Raw genomic sequence first — 19,533 nt, forward strand, 5'->3', positions numbered from 1 at the left:
GGGCCGGCGGGCCCCGGCCGGCGCGGCGGGTCCGCGGGCCCCCGGAGCGATTCGCTCCGGGCCCCGCGCGGCGCCGCGCGGTAGATTGGGGACCATGGCGACACGTACGTCTTCCCCCGCACGTGCGTCGAAGGGCTCGTCCCGGACCTCCTCCGCCCGTTCCGCTCGCGGTTCCGGCGGCGGGGTCCACGATCCGTCGACGCTCCCGCTCCCGGTGCGCGCAGTGCGCTCCGGGTACCTCGGCATCGCCCGCGGCATCGGCGGGTTCGTCCGCGCGATCGGCGTGGCCCGCTGGGAGGTCGAGCACGAGCAGCGCCGCGACGGGTACGCCCTGTTCCTCCTGCTGCTGGCCGGCCTGATCGCCGTCCGGGAGTGGTGGCAGGTGCCCGGCGCCTTCTTCGACGTCGTGCACGTGGTGGCCGCCGGCACCTTCGGCATCGCCTCGGTCGCCCTGCCGCTGCTGCTGGCCGGCTGGGCGCTGCGCATGTTCCGCCGACCGGACCTGGTGCGGGCCAACACGCGCGTGTTCCTGGGCATCGCCATCCTGGTCACCGCGATCTCCGCGATCGCCTCGGTGAGCGCGAAGATGCCCGCCCCGGCCGACGGCATCGACGCCCTCGCCCGCGGCGGGGGAGTGCTCGGCTACCTGGGGGCGGCGCCGCTGGCGGCGCTGGTCCCGCCCGTCGCCGTCATCGTCGTGTACTCCGTGGTCATCGTGTTCGGCGCGCTGGTGCTGACCGCGACCCCGGTGGAGTCGATCCCTCAGCGCCTGCGCGGGGTGTACGACCTGCTGGTGGGCCGGAGCGAGGACGAGGACGCCGAGCGGGAGAGCTTCGGCCTGCGCCCGCGTCGCCCCGACCCGGCCGTCCACGAGGCCGAGACCACCGTGCAGAAGGCGCCGCGCTCGCGCCGCCGGTCGCGGCGCGAGAAGGAGGCCCAGGAGGCCGCCGACGCCGCCCGGGACCACGACGAGTTCGGCTACGCCGGCGATGCCGCCTTCGACCAGGGGATCCTGGACGAGAAGGCCGCCGCCGGGGCCCGCGCCGGCGCCGGGCGCAAGCGCCCCGCCCCGCGCACCCGTCCCGCCGCGCCGGCCGCGGAGGACGATCCCGCGACCGAGGTCTTCGACGTGGTCGCCGACGAGAACCAGCGCGCCAAGTCCTTCCCGCCGGCGACCGCGCCGCTGCCTGCGGCCGAGCGTGCCGCCTCGCCTGCGGCGGCCGCTGCCGCGCCCGCTCCGACCCGCCCGGTCCGCGCCGCGGAGCCGGAGGTCGAGGAGAAGGCCGAGCTGGTCCCGCCGCCGATGGGCGACCTGCCGCGCGCCGGCGAGCAGCTCGAGCTGTCCGGCGACATCGTCTACACCCTCCCGGAGTCCTCGTACCTGCTCGAGGGGCCGCCGCACAAGACCCGCTCCGAGGCCAACGAGCGCGTGGTCGCGGCGCTGGCCGAGGTCTTCGAGCAGTTCAACGTCAACGCCGAGGTCGTCGGGTTCTCCCGCGGGCCGACGGTCACCCGGTACGAGGTCGAGCTCGCCCCCGGCACCAAGGTCGAGAAGGTCACGGCCCTGGACAAGAACATCTCCTACGCCGTGGCCAGCTCCGATGTCCGCATCCTCTCGCCCATCCCGGGCAAGAAGGCCATCGGCATCGAGATCCCCAACGCCGATCGCGAGACGGTGGCCCTGGGCGACGTGCTGCGCGCCCCGGTCGCCACCCGCAACGAGCACCCCATGGTGATGGGCGTGGGCAAGGACGTCGAGGGCGGCTACGTCGTCGCGAACCTCGCCAAGATGCCCCACCTGCTGGTCGCCGGCGCCACCGGATCCGGCAAGTCGAGCCTCGTCAACGCGATGATCACCTCGATCCTCATGCGCGCGACCCCCGAGGACGTGCGGATGGTGCTGGTGGACCCCAAGCGCGTCGAGCTGACCATCTACGAGGGCATCCCGCACCTCATCACGCCGATCATCACCAACCCCAAGAAGGCCGCGGAGGCCCTCGAATGGGTCGTCAAGGAGATGGACGCGCGCTACGACGACCTGGCCACGTTCGGGTTCAAGCACATCGACGACTTCAACAAGGCCGTCCGCGCCGGGGAGGTCACCGTCCCGGCGGGCAGCGAACGGCGCCTGGCGCCCTATCCGTACCTGCTGGTCGTCGTCGACGAGCTCGCCGACCTCATGATGGTCGCCCCCCGGGACGTCGAGGCCTCCATCCAGCGCATCACCCAGCTCGCGCGCGCCGCCGGCATCCACCTGATCCTGGCCACGCAGCGGCCCTCGGTGGACGTCGTCACCGGCATCATCAAGGCCAACGTCCCCAGCCGCCTCGCCTTCGCGACCTCGTCGCTGCAGGACTCCCGCGTCATCCTGGACACCCCCGGCGCGGAGAAGCTCATCGGCCAGGGCGACGCCCTGTTCCATCCCATGGGCAAGTCCAAGCCGATGCGCGTCCAGGTCGCCTGGGTCAACGAGTCGGAGATCCACAAGGTCGTCGACCACGTCAAGACGCAGATGAAGCCGACCTACCGCGAGGACGTCACCGTCACCGCGGCCAAGAAGCAGATCGACGACGACATCGGGGACGACCTCGACGTGCTGCTGCAGGCGGCCGAGCTCGTGGTCACCACCCAGTTCGGATCGACCTCCATGCTCCAGCGCAAGCTGCGCGTGGGCTTCGCCAAGGCCGGTCGTCTGATGGACCTGCTCGAGTCGCGGGAGATCGTCGGCCCCTCCGAGGGGTCGAAGGCGCGCGACGTGCTCGTGCATCCCGACGACCTCGCCGGTGCCATCGCGCGCATCACCGGCGGCGACGAGCCGTCCGCGGCGCCTGCCGCGCCGGCCCCCGCCGCAGCGCCGGAGGCGCCCGACGCCGCCGCCGATTCCGACCGCTACGGGGAGGATCCGCTGGCGCACGACACCGGCGACGTCGCCCCCGACTACTACGACGACGTCGACGGGGACTCCGACGACGGCGACGACGCCTGGCAGCTGACCGGGCGCTGAGCGCCCGGTCCGGGACCCGGCCGCCCCGGGACGAAGGAGCACAGATGACCACGAACGACCAGGCGCCCCCGGTGCCCCTGTGGAACATCGCGAACATCCTCACGATGGTCCGCTGCGCGATGGTGCCGGTGCTCGTCGTGCTCGCGATCCTGTACCCCGACACGGTCGGCGGTCGACTTCTGATCACCGCCGTGTTCGTGGTCGCGATGATCACCGATTTCCTGGACGGGCATCTGGCCCGCAGCCGAGGCCTGATCACCGACTTCGGGAAGATCGTCGACCCCATCGCCGACAAGGCCATGACCGGCGCCGCGCTGGTCATGCTGTCGGTGTGGGACTACGTGCCCTGGTGGATGACCGTGCTGATCCTGGTGCGCGAGTTCGGGATCACGATCATGCGCTTCACGATCCTGAAGTACGGGGCGCTGCCGGCGAACATGGCCGGCAAGGCCAAGACGATGGTGCAGACCATCGCCATCACCTTCTGCCTGCTGCCCTTCGAGCTGTGGTGGGGCCCGGCGCGGTGGATCGGTCTGGCCCTCGTGCTGCTGGCCGTGGTCCTCACCGTCTGGTCGGGAGCCGTGAACCTCAAGGACGGCCTGCGCCTGCGCCGGGAGGCGCTGGCCCGGGGCGCGGGAGCATGAGCGATCAGGACCTCCCGGCAGGACCTGACCTGGTCATCGCCCGGGCCTCCGCCGCAGGGCTCATGATCGCCACCGCCGAGTCGCTCACCGGAGGCGCGCTCGTCTCGCGTCTGGTGGACGTCCCCGGCGCGAGCCGCTGCCTGGCCGGCGGCGCCGCCTGCTACTCGTACACCGCCAAGTCCCGGGTGCTCGGGGTCGACGCCGCCATGCTCGAGCGCGACGGGGCCGTCAACGAGGCCACGGCGCGCCAGATGGCCGAGGGCGCGCTGGACGCCTATGCGGCCGATGTGGCGGTCTCCACCACCGGGGTGGCCGGGCCGGGCCCCGACGGCCGCGGCGTGCCGGCCGGCACGGTCCACATCGCCGTGGCGCGCCGCGGGGGCGGGACCCGGGCGCTCGTGCTGCAGCTGGACGGCGACCGGACGGAGGTCCGCGCGCAGGCCGTCGCCGCCGCCCTGGACGCTCTCGCCCGCGCCCTGCCCAAGGTCCCCGCCACGGCCTGAGACCGCCGGCGCCGCGCCCTCCGGCCGCGCCGGAAGGTCGCCCGGGTCACCTCCGGGGCCCCGGGGGACCGGACGGTCCCGGCACGCGATGCCGGGGCTGCGACCAGGCACGGCACCGCCCGCGGGAGGCTCTGTGTGAACGGGCACAGTGTTCTCCCACGGCGGAGCACTAGGATCGGGAACACTCGTGAGGCGCTTCGCGTTGGAGCTGGTGTGATGAGCACGATGACCACCATGACCAGTCCTCGGTCCACCCGCCCGGCTTCCGGCCGGGGGATCGCTGCTCCGGGCCGTCGACCCCTGCGGTCCCTGCCGACGACGAAGATCGCACGAGCCGACGACCACGCGGCGCCGAGCGCGCCGCACGACGCCAGGAAAGGAGGCCGCCCCGTGGTCCTCTTCCGACAGGAGCTCGGAGACGTCCTGCGCGACGCCCGTCGTGCCCAGGGCCGTACGCTGCGCCAGGTCTCCTCGGACGCCCGGGTCTCCCTGGGCTACCTCAGCGAGATCGAGCGCGGCCAGAAGGAGGCCTCCAGCGAGCTGCTGACCTCCGTGACCGGCGCGCTGGGCCTTCCGCTGTCCTTCGTGCTGCGCGAGGTCTCCGAGCGCATCGCGATCGCCGAGGGCGTGGCCGTCCCGGACACCGTCCCGGACGACCTCGCCGGGCACGCCCCCAGCCTCGTGGGCGCCCGCTGAGGTGCGGCGCAGCGAGTTCGACGAGCTGGCCGACCACGTGTTCGGCCGCGTGCTCGCGGTGACCTACCGCCGGGACGTCGTGCTCGAGGAGGTCGGCGGTCTGACCGCCGAGAGCGCCCTCGAGCAGGGCGTCCCGGTGCGCGCGGTCTGGACCGCGCTGTGCGACGCGATGGACGTCCCGGAGCGCGACCGCTGGGAGGTCCCGCAGGAGGCCCGCCGCCGCTGACGGCCTCCGCAGGATCCGACACGCCCGGCGTGTCGGAGGGCAGAGGTCGCATCTCGAACAGGTGTTCGGGTACTGTGGGTCGCAGACGACCGGCGGGCCCGGACCGATGCAGCCTCCGCTGCTCCTCCCCAGCACGGGGTTCTCCACAGCGGGGGCAGGCTGCGGCTCGACTGTCGGAACGCCGACCTACTGTGGCCGCATACGTTCGAAACCGCCGGCGAGCCGGCCCCGTGGAAGGAATCCGATCATGGCTAAGTCCGCACCGAAGGAGCGCGCGTCGACCCTCGACGCCGCGCTCGCCCAGATCGACCGCCAGTTCGGCAAGGGGTCGATCATGCGCCTGGGGGACGACACCCGTCCTCCGATCGAGGTGATCCCCACCGGCTCCGTCGCCCTGGACGCGGCGCTCGGCATCGGCGGCCTGCCCCGCGGGCGCATCGTCGAGATCTACGGCCCGGAGTCCAGCGGCAAGACGACCGTCGCCCTGCACGCCGTGGCGAGCGCCCAGCGCAACGGGGGCATCGCGGCCTTCATCGACGCCGAGCACGCCCTGGATCCCGACTACGCCAAGAAGCTCGGCGTCGACACCGACGCCCTGCTCGTCTCCCAGCCGGACACGGGGGAGCAGGCGCTCGAGATCACCGACATGCTGGTGCGCTCGGGGGCGCTGGACGTCATCGTCATCGACTCCGTGGCGGCGCTCGTGCCCAAGGCGGAGATCGAGGGCGAGATGGGCGACTCCCACGTCGGCCTGCAGGCCCGCCTCATGTCGCAGGCGCTGCGCAAGCTCGCCGGAGCCCTCTCCTCGACGGGCACCACGGCGATCTTCATCAACCAGCTGCGCGAGAAGATCGGCGTGTTCTTCGGCAGCCCGGAGACCACCACGGGCGGCAAGGCGCTGAAGTTCTACGCCTCGGTGCGCATGGACATCCGTCGTATCGAGACGCTGAAGACGGGCACCGACTCCGTCGGCAACCGCACCCGCGTCAAGGTCGTGAAGAACAAGATGGCGCCGCCCTTCAAGCAGGCGGAGTTCGACATCCTCTACGGCGAGGGCATCTCCCGCGAGGGCGGCCTGATCGACCTGGGCGTCGAGCACGGGATCGTGCGCAAGTCCGGGGCCTGGTTCACCTATGAGGGGGACCAGCTGGGCCAGGGCAAGGAGAACGCCCGCCAGTTCCTCAAGGACAACCCGGATCTGGCCGTCGAGGTCGAGCACAAGATCCTGCGCACCCTCGGCGTGGGGCAGTACGCGGCGGAGGACGCCGCGGCGGCCGAGGCCGACGACCTCGTCGAGGACGAGCTCATCGACGAGGACGTCCCGGCGACCATCTGAGGTTCCGCGGCCGGGCGGCGCGATCGCCCGCCCGGCCTGCCGGACCCCGGCGCGGGCCGGATCCTGCCTCCCGCAGGGTCCGGCCCGCGCGCCCTCATCACCCCCGACCGAACAGGACGCACCCGTGACCCAGGACCGGCAGAGCATCGCCGCCGGGGGCGGCGCCATGGACGGGGACTCGGCGGTGCGTGCGGAGCTCGCGCGGCGCACCCAGGCGATCCTCGACGCACCGCGCCGCGAGGTCGACCCGGCCGCGCGCGAGCGCGAGAAGCGCATCGTCTCGGAATGCCGCTACCTCATGCGCCTGCTGGCCGGGCGCCGGCGCAGCGAGGGGGAGCTGCGCGCCCGGCTCGACGAGCGCGAGGTCCCTGCGGATCTCGCGCACGAGGTGATGGCGCGCACCCGTCGCGCCGGGCTGATCGACGACGCGGAGTTCGCCCGGGAGTGGATCGCGCAGCGGCGTGCGCGCAAGGGGCTCAGCGACCGGGCCCTGCGCGAGGAGCTCCAGCAGCGCGGCGTCTCCACGGCCGACCAGGACGAGGCCTTCGCCGCCCTCACCGGCAGCGGACCTCTCGAGGAGGACCCGTCCCTGGCCGAGGAGGAACGCTGCCGGGAGCTCGTCCGCGAGCGGCTGCGGCGAGAAGCACACGGCCCCGCCTCCGATCCGCAGCGGCGCGGCCAGATCGCCCGACGCCTGGACGCCTACCTGCGCCGGCGGGGCTACGACGGGTCGCTGGCCGTCCGGGTGATCTCCAGCGAGATGCGCGCCCGCGAGCTGTGACCCGCGCCCGGCGCACCGGTGCGCGGGTCGCGCTGCGGGGACCAGCCCGCGCCCCCGGGACCAGCCCGCGCCGCCGGGATCAGTCCTCGACGATCGGGGCCAGCGGCGTGGCGGCCACGGTGCGGCGGGTGCGCGCGCTGCGACGCTGCACCCACACCGCCAGGCGCGAGAGCGCGATGTTCAGCGCGATGTACACCGCCGCGCCCACGGCCAGCAGCGGCAGCAGGTAGGCGGCGTTGGTGAGGGCGTCCGTGACCCGGGAGACCTGTCGCAGCAGCTCCGCATAGCCGACGATGTAGCCCAGCGACGAGTCCTTCACCAGCACCACGCCCTGCGCGATGAGCGAGGGCAGCATCATGCGCACCGCCTGCGGGAGCTGGATGTCGCGGTAGGTGAGGAACGATCCCATCCCCAGCGACTGCGCCGCTTCCGTCTGCCCCTTCGGCAGCGCGGCGATGCCGGCGCGGAGGATCTCCGCGAACACGGCCCCGTTGTAGAGGACCAGGCCGAACACGACGGCCATGAGCGGGCTCGCCCCCGGCAGCACGAGGACGCCGAACAACATCACCAGCACCACGGGCAGGGCGCGGAACACCTCGACCGCCACGGCGACGGCGCCCCGCACCACCGCGAAGGGCGAGGTGCGCAGGGACACCAGTGCCACGGCCAGCAGCAGTGCCAGCGGCAGGGAGATGACCGCGGCCAGCAGCGTGCTGCCCAGGCCCCGGAAGATCGCCATCCAGATGTGCTGGACCTCGTAGCCCGCGAAGTTCGGGGGCGCCTCGATGAGTATCCGCCAGCGGTCGTCGAAGACGCCGTTGGCCGCCAGCCGCCAGATCAGCGCGCCCGCGCCGAGGAGGACCACCACGCCCAGCACCCAGGAGATCAGCCGCTCCCGGCGCTTCTCCTCGGGCCCGGCGACGTCGTACAGGATCGGTCCGGTGCTCATCGGCCGAACACCGCCTTCCGTTCCAGAGCGGCCGCCACGCGCCCCAGCGGGATGCAGATGACCAGGTAGCACAGGGCGATCCCGATGAGGATCGTGATGACATCGGCCGAGTACGCGTTGGTCAGGCGCTTGGACAGCGCGAACAGCTCGAGCACGCTGAAGGCGCCGGCGACCGAGGTGTTCTTCACCAGGGCGATGAACACGCTGATCAGCGGCGGGATGGCGGTGCGGAAGGCCTGGGGGAGGACCACCAGGCCCAGGTTCTGCCCGAAGGACATGCCCAGCGAGCGCGCCGCCTCCGCCTGCCCGGGGGCGACGGAGTTGATGCCCGAGCGCACGGCCTCGGCGACGAACGCCGCCGTGTAGCAGGTCAGGGCGATCACGGCGGCGACCTTGTAGCTGAAGGAGAACCCCATCGACGGGGTGACGAAGACGTAGAAGAAGAACACGATCGTCAGCGGGGTGTTGCGCAGGAACTCCGTGTACCCCGTCGCGATGATGCGCAGGGGCAGGAACGGGCTCACGCGCATCCCGGCGAGCACGGTGCCCAGCACGAGGGCGAGGAGGCCGGAGATCCCGGCGAGGGACAGCGTCGTGAGGAACGCGTCCCAGATCGCCGAGCGCTGCTCGAACAGATGGTCCATTCACGAGCTCCTGATCGGGCAGGGGCCGGGCCGGGCGTGCGCCGGGCCCCTGCCGCAGGTGGGAAGGGGAGGAGGGGGAGTCGGATCAGTAGCGGTCCACGGCCGGGGGCTCCGGCGTGGGCAGCACGGTGCCGGCGGTGCTCTCCCAGGCAGCCGCCCAGGTGCCGTCCGCGTACGACTCCTCGAGCACGTCGTTGATGAAGCTGCGGAAGTCGTCGTCGCCCTTCTTCAGCCCGATCCCGTACGGCTCCTCGGTGAAGGTCGCGCCGTCCCCCGCCATCTTGAGGTTCTCCTTGTCGGCGGCGACGAAGCCGGCGAGGATGACGTTGTCGGTGGTGACCGCGTCGATCTGGCCGTTGTTCAGCTCCACCACGCACTTGGAGTACGTGTCGAAGGTGACCAGCTCCGCGTCGGGGTGGTTGGTGGCGATGTACTCCGCGGGCGTGGAGCCCTCCACGGAGCAGACCTTCGTCCCGGCGATCGAGTCCTCGCCGGTGATGGTGTCGTTGTCCGCCGCGACCATGAGCGCCTGGCCGGCGATGTAGTACGGCCCCGCGAAGTCGACGACCTCCTTGCGGGTGTCGTTGATGGTGTAGGTCGCGACGACGAGGTCGACCTGGCCGCCCTCGATGAAGGGCTCGCGGTTGGCCGAGACCGTCTCGAGCCACTCGATGTTCTCCGGGGCGATGCCGAGCTTGCCGGCGATGATCTTGCCGATCTCGACGTCGAAGCCGACCGGGTCGCCGTCGGGGCCGGCCTGGCCGAACAGGGGCTGGTCGAACTTCGTGCCGATGGTGATGGCGCCCGCCTCGGCGAGGCGGGCCATGGTCGAGCCCTCGGGGAACGCCGACGGGTCGACCTCCTCGACGGGCGGGTCCTCGGAGCCGCCGCCGCAGGCGGCCAGGGCGAGGGAGGCGGCGGCTGCGGCGCCGCCGCCGAGCAGGATGCGTCGTGTCAGGTCCATGGTGTTCTCCTTCGAAGGGCGGGCGTGCCCGCGGTGATGTTCAGTGGTCGAGGATCTTGGAGAGGAAATCCTGGGCCCGCTCGCTGCGCGGGGCGGTGAAGAACTGCTCGGGAGGCTGGATCTCGACGATGCGCCCGGCATCCATGAAGACCACGCGGTCGGCGGTGCGGCGGGCGAAGCCCATCTCGTGGGTGACCACGACCATGGTCATGCCGGACTTCGCGAGGTCCGTCATCACGGTGATGACCTCGTTGATCATCTCGGGGTCCAGGGCGGAGGTGGGCTCGTCGAAGAGCATCACCTTGGGCTTCATCGCCAGGGAGCGGGCGATCGCGACGCGCTGCTGCTGCCCGCCGGAGAGCTGCGCGGGAAGCTTGTCCGCCTGATCGGCGACGCCCACCCGCTCCAGCAGCTCCCTGCCCTCGCGCTCGGCCTGGGCCCGCGGCACCTTCTTCACCTTGATCGGGGCGACGGTCACGTTGTCCAGCACGGACTTGTGGGCGAAGAGGTTGAAGGACTGGAAGACCATCCCCACCTCGGATCGCAGCCGGGCGAGGCCGGGGCCGGAGGTCGGCAGCAGCTCGCCGTCGATGCGGATCTCGCCCTCGTCGATCGTCTCCAGGCGGTTGATGGTGCGGCACAGCGTCGACTTGCCGGAGCCGGAGGGCCCCAGCACGACCACGACCTCCCCGGCCGTGACCTCGAGCTCGATGTCCCGCAGCACGTGGAGATCCCCGAAGTGCTTCTGCACGCCGTGCAGCGACAGCAGGGCAGGTGCCGTCGCCGCCGACCCCTCGGGCGCCGGTTGTGTGATCTGGGTCATCCCCCAAACCTATGCCATGACGGGCCGCGATGCGCGCCGACCTGCCGCGCTGTTACGGCACGGTGACCTTCGCGGCCATCTGCCGGAACCGTCCCCGGCGGCGGCTGTGATCCCTCCCGGGCGTGCCCGCGGCGGCATGCCGGGAGGGGGCCCGCCGCCGTACCCTGGAGCCATCATGTCGACGATCACCGCCCCGATCCCCGCCCCCGATGTGGCCGGTCCCCGCGGCACCTACCAGGTGCGCACCTTCGGCTGCCAGATGAACGTGCACGACTCCGAGCGCCTGACCGGACTGCTCGAGGGCGCCGGCTACGTCGCCGCGCCCCCGGAGGCCGATGCCCAGCGCGGCGAGGTGGACATCGTCGTGTTCAACACCTGCGCCGTGCGCGAGAACGCGGACAACAAGCTCTACGGCAACCTCGGCGCGCTGCGTCCGGCCAAGAGGGCCAACCCGGACATGCAGATCGCCGTGGGCGGCTGCCTCGCGCAGAAGGACCGCGCCGGCATCGTGGAGAAGGCCCCCTGGGTCGACGTCGTCTTCGGCACCCACAACATCGGCTCCCTCCCGGTGCTGCTGGAGCGGGCCCGGCACAACGCCGAGGCGCAGGTCGAGATCCTCGAGTCCCTCGAGGTCTTCCCCTCCACCCTGCCCACCAAGCGCGAGAGCTCGTACGCGGCCTGGGTGTCCATCAGCGTCGGCTGCAACAACACCTGCACCTTCTGCATCGTGCCCGCGCTGCGCGGGAAGGAGAAGGACCGCCGGCCCGGCGACATCCTCGCCGAGGTCCGCCAGGTGGTCGAGGCCGGTGCCCTCGAGGTCACCCTGCTGGGCCAGAACGTGAACTCCTACGGCGTGGAGTTCGGCGACCGGGGCGCCTTCGCCAAGCTGCTGCGCGCCTGCGGGGAGATCGAGGGCCTCGAGCGGATCCGCTTCACCTCCCCGCACCCGGCGATGTTCACGGACGACGTGATCGACGCGATGGCCCAGACGCCCGCGGTGATGCCGCAGCTGCACATGCCCCTGCAGTCCGGCTCCGATGCGGTGCTGAAGGCGATGAAGCGCTCCTACCGCTCCACGAAGTTCCTCAGCATCCTCGACCGCGTGCGGGCGCAGATCCCCGACGCCGCGATCACCACCGACATCATCGTCGGCTTCCCCGGCGAGACGGAGGACGACTTCCAGCGCACCCTCGAGGTGGTCGAGGCTTCCCGGTTCGCGAGCGCCTTCACCTTCCAGTACTCGATCCGGCCCGGCACGCCGGCCGCGACCATGGAGGACCAGATCCCCAAGGAGGTCGTCCAGGAGCGCTACGAGCGGCTGATCGCCCTGCAGGATCGGATCGCCCACGAGGAGAACCAGGCGCGGGAGGGCTCCGTCGTCGAGGTCCTCGTCGCCGAGGGCGAGGGGGACCGGGACGACCTGACCCGCCGCATCTCCGGACGGGCCCGGGACAACCGCCTGGTGCACCTGTCCCTGCCGGCCGATCTGCCCGCCGCGCAGCGCCCGCGTCCGGGCGATCTCGTCACCGCGACCGTCACCCGCGGGGCACCGCACTACCTGCTGGCCGACAGCGCCCTGTCCCTGCCCGGGACGGCGTGGCACGCGCTGCCGGAGACGGCCTACTCCCTGCGCCGCACCCGCAGCGGCGATGCCTGGGAGGCGGGTTCCGCGGGCCTGGACGGCGGCTGCGGCACCGGATCCTCCTGCGGCACCGGCAGCGCCCCCGCCGGCCCGGTGACCCTCGGCCTGCCCACCCTGCGGTCGCGCTGAGGCGGAGCCGACCGGCCACGAGGAAGGGCGCGCACCCCGGGAGGTGCGCGCCCTTCGTCGTGGCCGGTCCCGCCGTGGGCGGCTGGTGCCTCAGTCCGAGGCGGGGCCGAGGTCCGAGCCCAGGCGCGCCTCGATCTCGCGGAAGAAGGAGATCACCGTGGAGAGCCCGCACTCGATCGCCCGATCGATCTGGGCATCGGCCGCGCCGCACAGGTAGTCGGTGTTGACCTCGCCGTACAGGGCCAGCACCGACTCCGATTCGCGGCGCACGTAGGCCTTGGGCCACACCCGGTTCATGTTCCACTCGTTGCAGAGCTTGATCATCTCGACCTTGCGGGAGATGTCCACGGAGTGGTTCCAGCGCCCACGGGTCTGCAGCACGCTGCGATGCGCCCCGGCCAGCAGGATGTGGAAGCGGTAGTCGTCGAACCGCGCCCGGAGCACCTCGGGGTGCTCCTCGTCCCGGACGAAGGAGTACCCCAGACGCGTCAGGCTCTGCTCGACGCGCTCGAGCGTGATCGCGGGGAGCTCGCCGGCTCCGGCGGAGGGGTGCGGGGCGCCATGTACGGCAGTCACATCGGACCTCAGGGGGACGAAGGGGCTCAGCGAACCGGATCGGACGGATCGGCCCACACCCTACCCCGTTCCCGGCCCGGACGGACGGGGCGCCGGTCACGCTCCGATGCCCCGACGACATGCCCGCGTGCAGGGGAGACCAGTACAGTGCGGACCATGCACCCCGCGCCCCTCGTCGCCGTCGTCGGCGCGACCGCGACCGGGAAGTCCGACCTCGCCGTGCGGCTGGCCGAGGAGCTGGACGGCGAGGTCGTCAACGCCGATGCCCTCCAGCTGTACCGCGGCATGGACATCGGCACCGCGAAGATCACCGCGGCCGAGCGTCGCGGCGTGCCCCACCACCTCCTGGACGTGCTGGACGTGACCGAGGAGGCCAGCGTCAGCGCCTACCAGCGCGATGCCCGCGCCGCGGTCGCCGGGATCCGGCGCCGCGGGCGGACCCCGATCGTCGTCGGCGGCTCGGGCCTGTACGTCCGCGCGCTGCTGGACGACATCGAGTTCCCTCCCACCGATCCGGCCGTGCGCGCCGAGCTCGAGGACCGGGCCCGCCGGATCGGCGCCCCGGCCCTGCACCGCGAGCTCGCCGAGCGCGACCCCGAGGCGGCCGCCGGCATCGGCGTGCAGGACGCACGGCGCATCGTCCGCGCTCTCGAGGTGGGCCGCCTGACCGGTCGCCCCTTCCGCGCCTTCCTCCCGCGGCCGGTGCTCCACGACCCGGCCACCGTGCAGATCGGCCTCAGCCGCCCGCGCGATCAGCTGCACGCGCGGATCGCCCGCCGGGTGGACCGGATGGTCGCGGCGGGACTGCTCGCGGAGACGGCGGCGCTGCGGGCGCAGGGCCTGGACCGGTCGGTCACCGCCCGCCGCGCCATCGGCTACGAGCAGGCGCTCGCCGTCCTCGACGGCACCATGTCCTGCGCGCAGGCGATCGAGGCGACGGCGGCGGGCACCCGGCGCCTGGTGCGCAAGCAGGACACCTGGTTCCGCCGCGATGCCCGCGTTCACTGGATCGAGGCCTCCGACGATCTCGAGGAGACCACCGCCGCCGCCCTGTCCCGCCTCGCCGAGGGGTGGGAGGCGCAGGTCACGGCGCCCGCCGCCGAGTCGGACTAGGGTCGGAGCATGACCACTCCGCGCGCGCACGCCCTCCCCGCCTCCCTCCGCTCGCAGGCGGGCCTGCGCGTGACCAAGGGGCATGGCACCTTCAACGACTTCGTCCTGGTCGACGACCCCGACGGCGAGCTCTCGCTGGATGCGCAGCACGTGAGGGGCCTGGCGGATCGCCGCGGCGGGCTGGGCGGCGACGGGGTGATCCGCGTGGTCCGCACCTGCTCCGCCGGGGTCGACGCCCCGGCCGATGCTCCCGAGTGGTTCATGGACTACCGCAACGCCGACGGCTCGATCGCCGAGATGTGCGGCAACGGGGTGCGGGTGTTCGCGGCGTACCTGGACCGGGCCGGGCGCGCCCCGGAGGGCATCTTCCCGATCTGGACGCGCTCCGGCGTGCGCACCGTCGAGATCCTCGAGCGTCCCGGGGCGGAGGGGCCGGGCGCCTGGCAGGTCCGCGTGGGCATGGGCCCGGCCCGGATCGGGGACACGCCCCGCACCCTCGAGCTGGCCGGCCGCCGCCTGCCCACCACCGACGTCGACATGGGCAACCCCCATGCCGTCGCGATCCTCCCCGCGGAGATCGACCTCGACGGCATCGACCTCGAGCGCCGTCCCGAGCTCGCGCCCTTCCCCGAGTCCGGGGTGAACATCGAGCTGGTCAGCCTCCGCGGCCCGCGGCACGCCGCGCTGCGGGTGCACGAGCGCGGCGTCGGCGAGACGCTGAGCTGCGGGACCGGCACGGTCGCCGCGGCGGTCGTGGCGGCCCGATCCGTCGGGGAGGAGGGCGGCGCCCCCTGGCGGATGGACGTGCCCGGCGGGACGCTCACCGTCGGCTGGACCGAGGACGGGCAGACCACCCTCAGCGGCCCGGCGGAGCTCATCGCCGAGGTGACTCTGCTGGCTTGAGCCGCCGGCCCGGACCGACCGCCGGGTGCTCCCGAGCCGGGTGCTCCCGGGTCCGCCGGGACGGCTCAGCCGTGTTCGGGGCCGACCTCGAGGATCCGGAAGCCCTTGGCGCTGGCCGCCTTGCGCACCGGGCGCGAGGGCAGCTGCCCGGCGAGCCAGGCCGCCAGCGGGTCCGCACCCAGGTTCCTGCCGACCACGAGCGCCATCCATCCCTCGGGGGTGAGCCGGGCCGACCAGTCCATCAGGAGCTCGTGCAGCGCCTCCTTGCCGATGCGGATCGGCGGGTTGGACCAGATCACCTCGGCCGTCAGCTGCGCGGGGACCTCCTCGGGGGAGACCACGCGCACCGTCGACAGGCCCAGCCTCCGCGCGTTCTCGGCCGTGAGCTCGCGGGCGCGCTCGGAGACGTCCACCGCCCACACCTCGGAGGCCGGGTGCAGCAGCGCGGCGCTCAGCGCGATCGGGCCCCATCCGCAGCCCACGTCGACGATCCGGGCGCCCTCCGGGACCGCCGGCAGCACGTCCAGACGGTCCAGCAGCACGGCGGTGGCCTTGTCCAGGCCGGCGCCGCTGAACACGCCCCGCGCCGAGACGAGGTCCCGCTCGGCGCCGGCCAGGCGCACCCGCAGCGGGTGGCGGGAGTCGTCGGTGCCGCTGGTGGGGGAGAAGTAGTGCTCGCTCACCCCCGCAGGATACGGGGACCGCGCCGCCCGCCTGCGGCGTGGCCGGGGCGATAAATCCCTCGACCCCGGGCGCCGAGGGTGGGAAACTGGATCACCAGCACCCCCGACAGAGAGCAGGACCGATCAGTGCCCATCGCCTTCCATCCTGATCCCGATCGCACCGAGGACGTCACCGCCGACGCCCCCGCTGAGCAGACGGGCGGTGGGAGCCGATCCACGGAGCGCTCCCGCGACCCTCTGACCGAGCGGATCCTCGCCCGCGGGGACGCCTCCGTCTCCTCGGTGACCTACAGCTCGACGTCCGACGGCGACCAGTTCGACCTCGCCGACCGCCAGGCCCTGCGCCGCGTCGCCGGGCTGCGCACCGACATCGAGGACGTCACCGAGGTCGAGTACCGCCAGCTGCGCCTGGAGCGCGTGGTCCTGGCCGGCCTGTTCACCACCGGCAACGTGGAGGACGCCGAGAACTCCCTGCGGGAGCTCGCGGCGCTCGCCGAGACCGCCGGCTCCGAGGTCCTCGACGGCGTCATGCAGCGTCGGGCCCACCCGGACCCGGCGACCTTCCTCGGCAAGGGCAAGGCGCAGGAGCTGGCCGAGGTCGTCGCCGAGACCGGCGCCGACACGGTGATCGCCGACGGCGAGCTGGCCCCCAGCCAGCGCCGCGCCCTCGAGGACATCGTCAAGGTCAAGGTCGTCGACCGCACGGCGCTGATCCTGGACATCTTCGCCCAGCACGCCAAGTCCCGCGAGGGCAAGGCGCAGGTCGAGCTGGCCCAGCTCGAGTACCTCCTGCCGCGACTGCGCGGCTGGGGCGACTCGATGTCCCGCCAGGCCGGTGGCCGCGTGGCCGCCGGCGGCGCGGGCATGGGCTCGCGCGGACCCGGCGAGACGAAGATCGAGCTGGACCGTCGCCGCATCCGCACCCGGATGTCCAAGCTGCGCCGGGAGATCAAGGAGATGGCTCCCGGCCGCGAGGCCAAGCGGGCCGACCGCAAGCGCCGCGAGGTGCCCGCCGTCGCCATCGCCGGGTACACCAACGCGGGGAAGTCCTCCCTGCTGAACCGGCTCACCGGAGCCGGGGTCCTCGTCGAGAACGCGCTGTTCGCGACCCTGGACCCCACGGTGCGCCGGTCCCAGACCCCGGACGGCCGCGAGTTCACCTTCGCCGACACGGTCGGCTTCGTGCGACACCTCCCGACGGAGCTGGTCGAGGCGTTCCGCTCGACGCTCGAGGAGGTCGGGGACGCCGATCTCCTGCTGCACGTGGTCGACGCCTCGCACCCCGATCCCGAGGGGCAGATCCGGGCGGTGCGGGACGTGCTGGCCGACATCGACGGATTCGACGTGCCGGAGGTGATCGTCCTGAACAAGGCCGACATCGCCGAGCCCGAGACCATCGCGCGGCTGCGCAGCCAGGTCGAGGACTGCATCGTCGTCTCCGCCCGCAGCGGGGAGGGGATCGAGGAGCTGCGCCAGCTCATCGCCGACCGCCTCCCTCGCCCGGAGGTCGAGGTGGACCTGCTCGTGCCGTACACCCGCGGCGATCTCATCTCCCGGGCCCACTCCAGCGGGGAGGTCCTGGACGAGGAGCACCGCAGCGAGGGGACCCGCCTGCATGCCCGGGTCGATGCGGCGCTCGCCGCGGAGCTGCAGGCGCAGGCCGTGCACGTGGCCTGAGAGCCCGCGACCATCCCCGCGCGGCGGGCCCGGGATCCCGGGCCCGCCGCGCGGTCGTCGTGCCGCCGCAGCGCTCCCGGATGTGTCCACGGCGACGCTCCGCACGGCTCTCTCATCCCCGGGCGCGGGCCCGGACGGAGCTAGGCTTGAGCAATGCCCACCGCCCCGGACGAGACCGATGTCGCCATCGACGTGAAGACCCTCATGGCCCGGGCGATCGACGCCATCGGCGGCAGCGAACGCCCAGGTCAGGCGCGGATGGCAGAGGCCGTCGACGTGGCGATGCGCGAGCGGCGGCACCTCCTGGTCCAGGCCGGGACCGGCACCGGGAAGTCGCTGGCCTACCTCGTGCCCGCGCTGCATCACGCGGTCACCGGGGAGCGGCCCGTGGTCGTCTCCACCGCCACCATCGCCCTGCAGAGCCAGATCATCCGCAAGGACCTGCCGCGGATCGTCGAGGCGCTGGCCGATCATCTGCCGCGGCGGCCCACCTTCGCGCTGCTCAAGGGCCGCAGCAACTATCTGTGCAAGCACAAGATGGAGGGCGGGTACCCCAGCGATCTCGAGCCCGGGGCACTGTTCGCGGAGTCCGCCGCCCGCGGGGGAGAGCGCGGCGAGCGGCTGGGCGATCAGGTCAAGCGCCTGCGCAGCTGGGCGGAGGAGACCGACACGGGGGACCGCGACTCCCTCGAGGCGCCCGTCTCCGACCGCGCCTGGCGGCAGGTCTCGGTCACCGGCAACCAGTGCCTGGGGCAGACCTGCCCGCTGGTGCAGTCGTGCTTCGCCGAGCGCAGCCGCGAGGTCGCCCGCGAGGTCGATGTGATCGTGACCAACCATGCCCTGCTGGCCGTGGACGCGTTCGACCGCCACGGGATCATCCCCGAGCACGATGTGGTCGTGCTCGACGAGGCCCACGATCTCGCCTCCCGCGTCACCAGCGCCATCACCGAGCACCTCTCCCCGGGCATGGTGCGCGGCGCCGTCCGCGAGCTGAGGTCGCTGGGGGTGGCCGCCACCGCCCTCGACGACGCCGGGGAGGAGCTGCGCGCGGCCCTGGAGGAGATGCCCGACGGCCGCGTCATCGGCGACCTTCCCGCGCGCATGTCCGATGCGCTGACCACGCTGCGCACCGAGGCGCGCGGGGCGCATGCGGATGCCAAGGAGGCCGGGGACGAGTCGCTCGCGGGGACCGCGGGCGCCCGCAAGGCCGTCCGGTCGATCCTGCAGGAGATCATCGACGTCTGCGAACGTGCCGTGACCCCGGACGAGGACGATGTCGTGGCCATCTCCCGGTCCGATGCGACGGGGCGCACCAGCCTCACCATCGCCCCCATGTCCGTGGCCACGGCGCTGCGCGGAGCGATCCTCGAGGAGCGCACCGCGGTGCTGACCTCGGCCACCCTGGCCCTCGGCGGGCGTTTCGAGCAGCCTGCCGGCGCGGTGGGCCTGCGTGCTGCGGACCGCCAGGACCCGGATCGGCGCGGCGGCGCCCGGAACGCGAGCCATTGGGCCGGCCTCGATGTGGGCAGCCCCTTCGACTACCCGCGCCAGGGCATCCTCTACATCGCCTCGCACCTGCCGCAGCCCGGTCGGGAGGGCCCGTCCCTGGACATGCTCGATCACCTGACCGAGCTCATCGAGGCCTCCCGCGGCGGTGCGCTGTGCCTGTTCTCCTCGCGCCGCGGGGCGGAGCTCGCCGCCGAGCACGTGCGGGCCCGCACGGACCTTCCCGTGGGGGTGCAGGGCGAGGACTCCATGTCCAACCTCGTGCGCGCCTTCGCCGCCGACGATGCGACGAGCCTGTTCGGCACCATCACCTTGTGGCAGGGCGTGGACGTGCCCGGTCGTGCCTGCCGCCTGGTCACCATCGACCGGATCCCGTTCCCGCGGCCGGACGAGCCCCTGGTGGCGGCGCGGCAGGAGCGGATCTCCGAGCGCGGCGGGAACGCCTTCATGTCGATCTCGGCGCAGCACGCCGCCCTGCTCATGGCCCAGGGCGCCGGCCGGCTGATCCGGACGGCGGAGGACCGGGGGATGGTCGCGGTGCTGGATCCGCGCCTGATGACCAAGCGCTATGGCTCGTTCCTGGTGCAGGCGATGCCGCCGCTGTGGCAGACCCGGGACCCGCAGGTCGCGCTCCAGGCCCTCGGTCGCCTCGCCGCGTCCGGCTGACCCCGTGTCCGACTGACCCCGCAGCCGGCTGACCCCGCGGTCGGCTGATCTTCGCGGCCGGCCCCGGA

General features: G+C 72.9%; 18 protein-coding genes. 12 read left to right on the forward strand and 6 right to left on the reverse strand.

Translation table 11 applies throughout. The features are described 5' to 3' along the window. The first annotated feature begins 214 nt into the window (after positions 1-214). The 7 genes from BF93_RS10565 (at position 215) to BF93_RS10595 (ending at position 7,190) form a co-directional block, all read left to right on the forward strand. A complete protein-coding gene (locus BF93_RS10565) occupies positions 215-3,004 on the forward strand; it encodes an FtsK/SpoIIIE family DNA translocase (RefSeq protein ID WP_038372477.1) in 2,790 nt (929 codons plus the stop codon). A gap of 44 nt (positions 3,005-3,048) precedes the next feature. Next, complete coding sequence (pgsA, locus tag BF93_RS10570; RefSeq protein WP_038372479.1) at positions 3,049-3,648, forward strand: CDP-diacylglycerol--glycerol-3-phosphate 3-phosphatidyltransferase; 600 nt, start codon at positions 3,049-3,051, stop codon at positions 3,646-3,648. Then, positions 3,645-4,151, forward strand: coding sequence for a CinA family protein (locus BF93_RS10575; RefSeq protein ID WP_051486829.1), 507 nt, complete (start codon positions 3,645-3,647; stop codon positions 4,149-4,151). Before pgsA ends, BF93_RS10575 begins: the two co-directional genes overlap by 4 nt. 390 nt (positions 4,152-4,541) lie before the next feature. Next, positions 4,542-4,847: a helix-turn-helix domain-containing protein gene (locus tag BF93_RS10580; protein WP_038372481.1), complete on the forward strand. Its 306-nt coding sequence runs from the start codon at positions 4,542-4,544 to the stop codon at positions 4,845-4,847. 1 nt (position 4,848) lies between these two features. Continuing rightward, positions 4,849-5,073 (forward strand): DUF3046 domain-containing protein, encoded by a 225-nt coding sequence (locus BF93_RS10585; RefSeq protein ID WP_038372484.1) that lies wholly within the window; start codon positions 4,849-4,851, stop codon positions 5,071-5,073. A gap of 247 nt (positions 5,074-5,320) precedes the next feature. Next, complete coding sequence (recA, locus tag BF93_RS10590; RefSeq protein WP_038372485.1) at positions 5,321-6,409, forward strand: recombinase RecA; 1,089 nt, start codon at positions 5,321-5,323, stop codon at positions 6,407-6,409. Between the two features lie 124 nt (positions 6,410-6,533). Then, a complete protein-coding gene (locus tag BF93_RS10595; RefSeq protein WP_232226322.1) occupies positions 6,534-7,190 on the forward strand; it encodes a regulatory protein RecX in 657 nt (218 codons plus the stop codon). A 79-nt stretch (positions 7,191-7,269) separates the two neighbouring features. Here the strand turns inward: BF93_RS10595 and BF93_RS10600 are convergent, their stop codons facing one another. From BF93_RS10600 to BF93_RS10615, 4 genes are all read right to left on the reverse strand, one after another. Continuing rightward, the gene (locus BF93_RS10600) at positions 7,270-8,139 is read right to left on the reverse strand and encodes an amino acid ABC transporter permease (RefSeq protein WP_038372486.1); all 870 of its coding nucleotides are present in this window, start codon (positions 8,137-8,139) and stop codon (positions 7,270-7,272) included. After that, complete coding sequence (locus BF93_RS10605; RefSeq protein WP_038372488.1) at positions 8,136-8,783, reverse strand: amino acid ABC transporter permease; 648 nt, start codon at positions 8,781-8,783, stop codon at positions 8,136-8,138. The genes BF93_RS10600 and BF93_RS10605 overlap by 4 nt, the downstream gene beginning before the upstream one ends. Before the next feature lie 85 nt (positions 8,784-8,868). Continuing rightward, a complete protein-coding gene (locus tag BF93_RS10610; protein WP_051486830.1) occupies positions 8,869-9,747 on the reverse strand; it encodes a glutamate ABC transporter substrate-binding protein in 879 nt (292 codons plus the stop codon). Between the two features lie 40 nt (positions 9,748-9,787). Then, entirely contained in the window at positions 9,788-10,570 is a 783-nt protein-coding gene (locus BF93_RS10615) for an amino acid ABC transporter ATP-binding protein (protein ID WP_038372490.1), read from the reverse strand. A 175-nt stretch (positions 10,571-10,745) separates the two neighbouring features. Between BF93_RS10615 and miaB the strand changes: the two genes are divergently transcribed. Beyond that, positions 10,746-12,341, forward strand: a complete 1,596-nt coding sequence (gene miaB, locus BF93_RS10620) for a tRNA (N6-isopentenyl adenosine(37)-C2)-methylthiotransferase MiaB (protein WP_038372491.1) — start codon at positions 10,746-10,748, stop codon at positions 12,339-12,341. Between the two features lie 90 nt (positions 12,342-12,431). Here miaB and BF93_RS10625 read toward each other — a convergent pair whose 3' ends face one another. Continuing rightward, positions 12,432-12,917, reverse strand: a complete 486-nt coding sequence (locus tag BF93_RS10625) for a YbjN domain-containing protein (RefSeq protein ID WP_051486831.1) — start codon at positions 12,915-12,917, stop codon at positions 12,432-12,434. Between the two features lie 156 nt (positions 12,918-13,073). Between BF93_RS10625 and miaA the strand changes: the two genes are divergently transcribed. Together miaA and dapF are read left to right on the forward strand one after the other, a co-directional pair. Then, positions 13,074-14,030, forward strand: a complete 957-nt coding sequence (gene miaA, locus BF93_RS10630) for a tRNA (adenosine(37)-N6)-dimethylallyltransferase MiaA (protein WP_198025406.1) — start codon at positions 13,074-13,076, stop codon at positions 14,028-14,030. Between the two features lie 9 nt (positions 14,031-14,039). Then, positions 14,040-14,933, forward strand: coding sequence for a diaminopimelate epimerase (gene dapF / locus BF93_RS10635; protein WP_084148456.1), 894 nt, complete (start codon positions 14,040-14,042; stop codon positions 14,931-14,933). Between the two features lie 65 nt (positions 14,934-14,998). Here the strand turns inward: dapF and BF93_RS10640 are convergent, their stop codons facing one another. Continuing rightward, positions 14,999-15,616, reverse strand: coding sequence for a class I SAM-dependent methyltransferase (locus BF93_RS10640; RefSeq protein WP_038372494.1), 618 nt, complete (start codon positions 15,614-15,616; stop codon positions 14,999-15,001). Positions 15,617-15,742: 126 nt separating this feature from the next. Between BF93_RS10640 and hflX the strand changes: the two genes are divergently transcribed. After that, positions 15,743-17,293, forward strand: a complete 1,551-nt coding sequence (hflX, locus tag BF93_RS10645; RefSeq protein ID WP_038372496.1) for a GTPase HflX — start codon at positions 15,743-15,745, stop codon at positions 17,291-17,293. Positions 17,294-17,446: 153 nt separating this feature from the next. Then, the gene (locus BF93_RS10650) at positions 17,447-19,465 is read left to right on the forward strand and encodes an ATP-dependent DNA helicase (RefSeq protein ID WP_038372498.1); all 2,019 of its coding nucleotides are present in this window, start codon (positions 17,447-17,449) and stop codon (positions 19,463-19,465) included. Positions 19,466-19,533: the final 68 nt, after the last annotated feature.

It is taken from the genome of Brachybacterium phenoliresistens, from assembly GCF_000576425.1.
Lineage (GTDB): Bacteria > Actinomycetota > Actinomycetes > Actinomycetales > Dermabacteraceae > Brachybacterium > Brachybacterium phenoliresistens.

Excerpts from the sequence above, each read along its gene's own strand:
- pgsA (WP_038372479.1), top strand. The coding sequence starts at position 3,049 with ATGACCACGAACGACCAGGCGCCCCCGGTGCCCCTGTGGAACATCGCG.
- BF93_RS10575 (WP_051486829.1), top strand. The coding sequence starts at position 3,645 with ATGAGCGATCAGGACCTCCCGGCAGGACCTGACCTGGTCATCGCCCGG.
- recA (WP_038372485.1), top strand. The coding sequence starts at position 5,321 with ATGGCTAAGTCCGCACCGAAGGAGCGCGCGTCGACCCTCGACGCCGCG.
- BF93_RS10600 (WP_038372486.1), bottom strand. The coding sequence starts at position 8,139 with ATGAGCACCGGACCGATCCTGTACGACGTCGCCGGGCCCGAGGAGAAG.
- BF93_RS10605 (WP_038372488.1), bottom strand. The coding sequence starts at position 8,783 with ATGGACCATCTGTTCGAGCAGCGCTCGGCGATCTGGGACGCGTTCCTC.
- BF93_RS10610 (WP_051486830.1), bottom strand. The coding sequence starts at position 9,747 with ATGGACCTGACACGACGCATCCTGCTCGGCGGCGGCGCCGCAGCCGCC.
- BF93_RS10615 (WP_038372490.1), bottom strand. The coding sequence starts at position 10,570 with ATGACCCAGATCACACAACCGGCGCCCGAGGGGTCGGCGGCGACGGCA.
- miaB (WP_038372491.1), top strand. The coding sequence starts at position 10,746 with ATGTCGACGATCACCGCCCCGATCCCCGCCCCCGATGTGGCCGGTCCC.
- miaA (WP_198025406.1), top strand. The coding sequence starts at position 13,074 with ATGCACCCCGCGCCCCTCGTCGCCGTCGTCGGCGCGACCGCGACCGGG.
- dapF (WP_084148456.1), top strand. The coding sequence starts at position 14,040 with ATGACCACTCCGCGCGCGCACGCCCTCCCCGCCTCCCTCCGCTCGCAG.
- BF93_RS10650 (WP_038372498.1), top strand. The coding sequence starts at position 17,447 with ATGCCCACCGCCCCGGACGAGACCGATGTCGCCATCGACGTGAAGACC.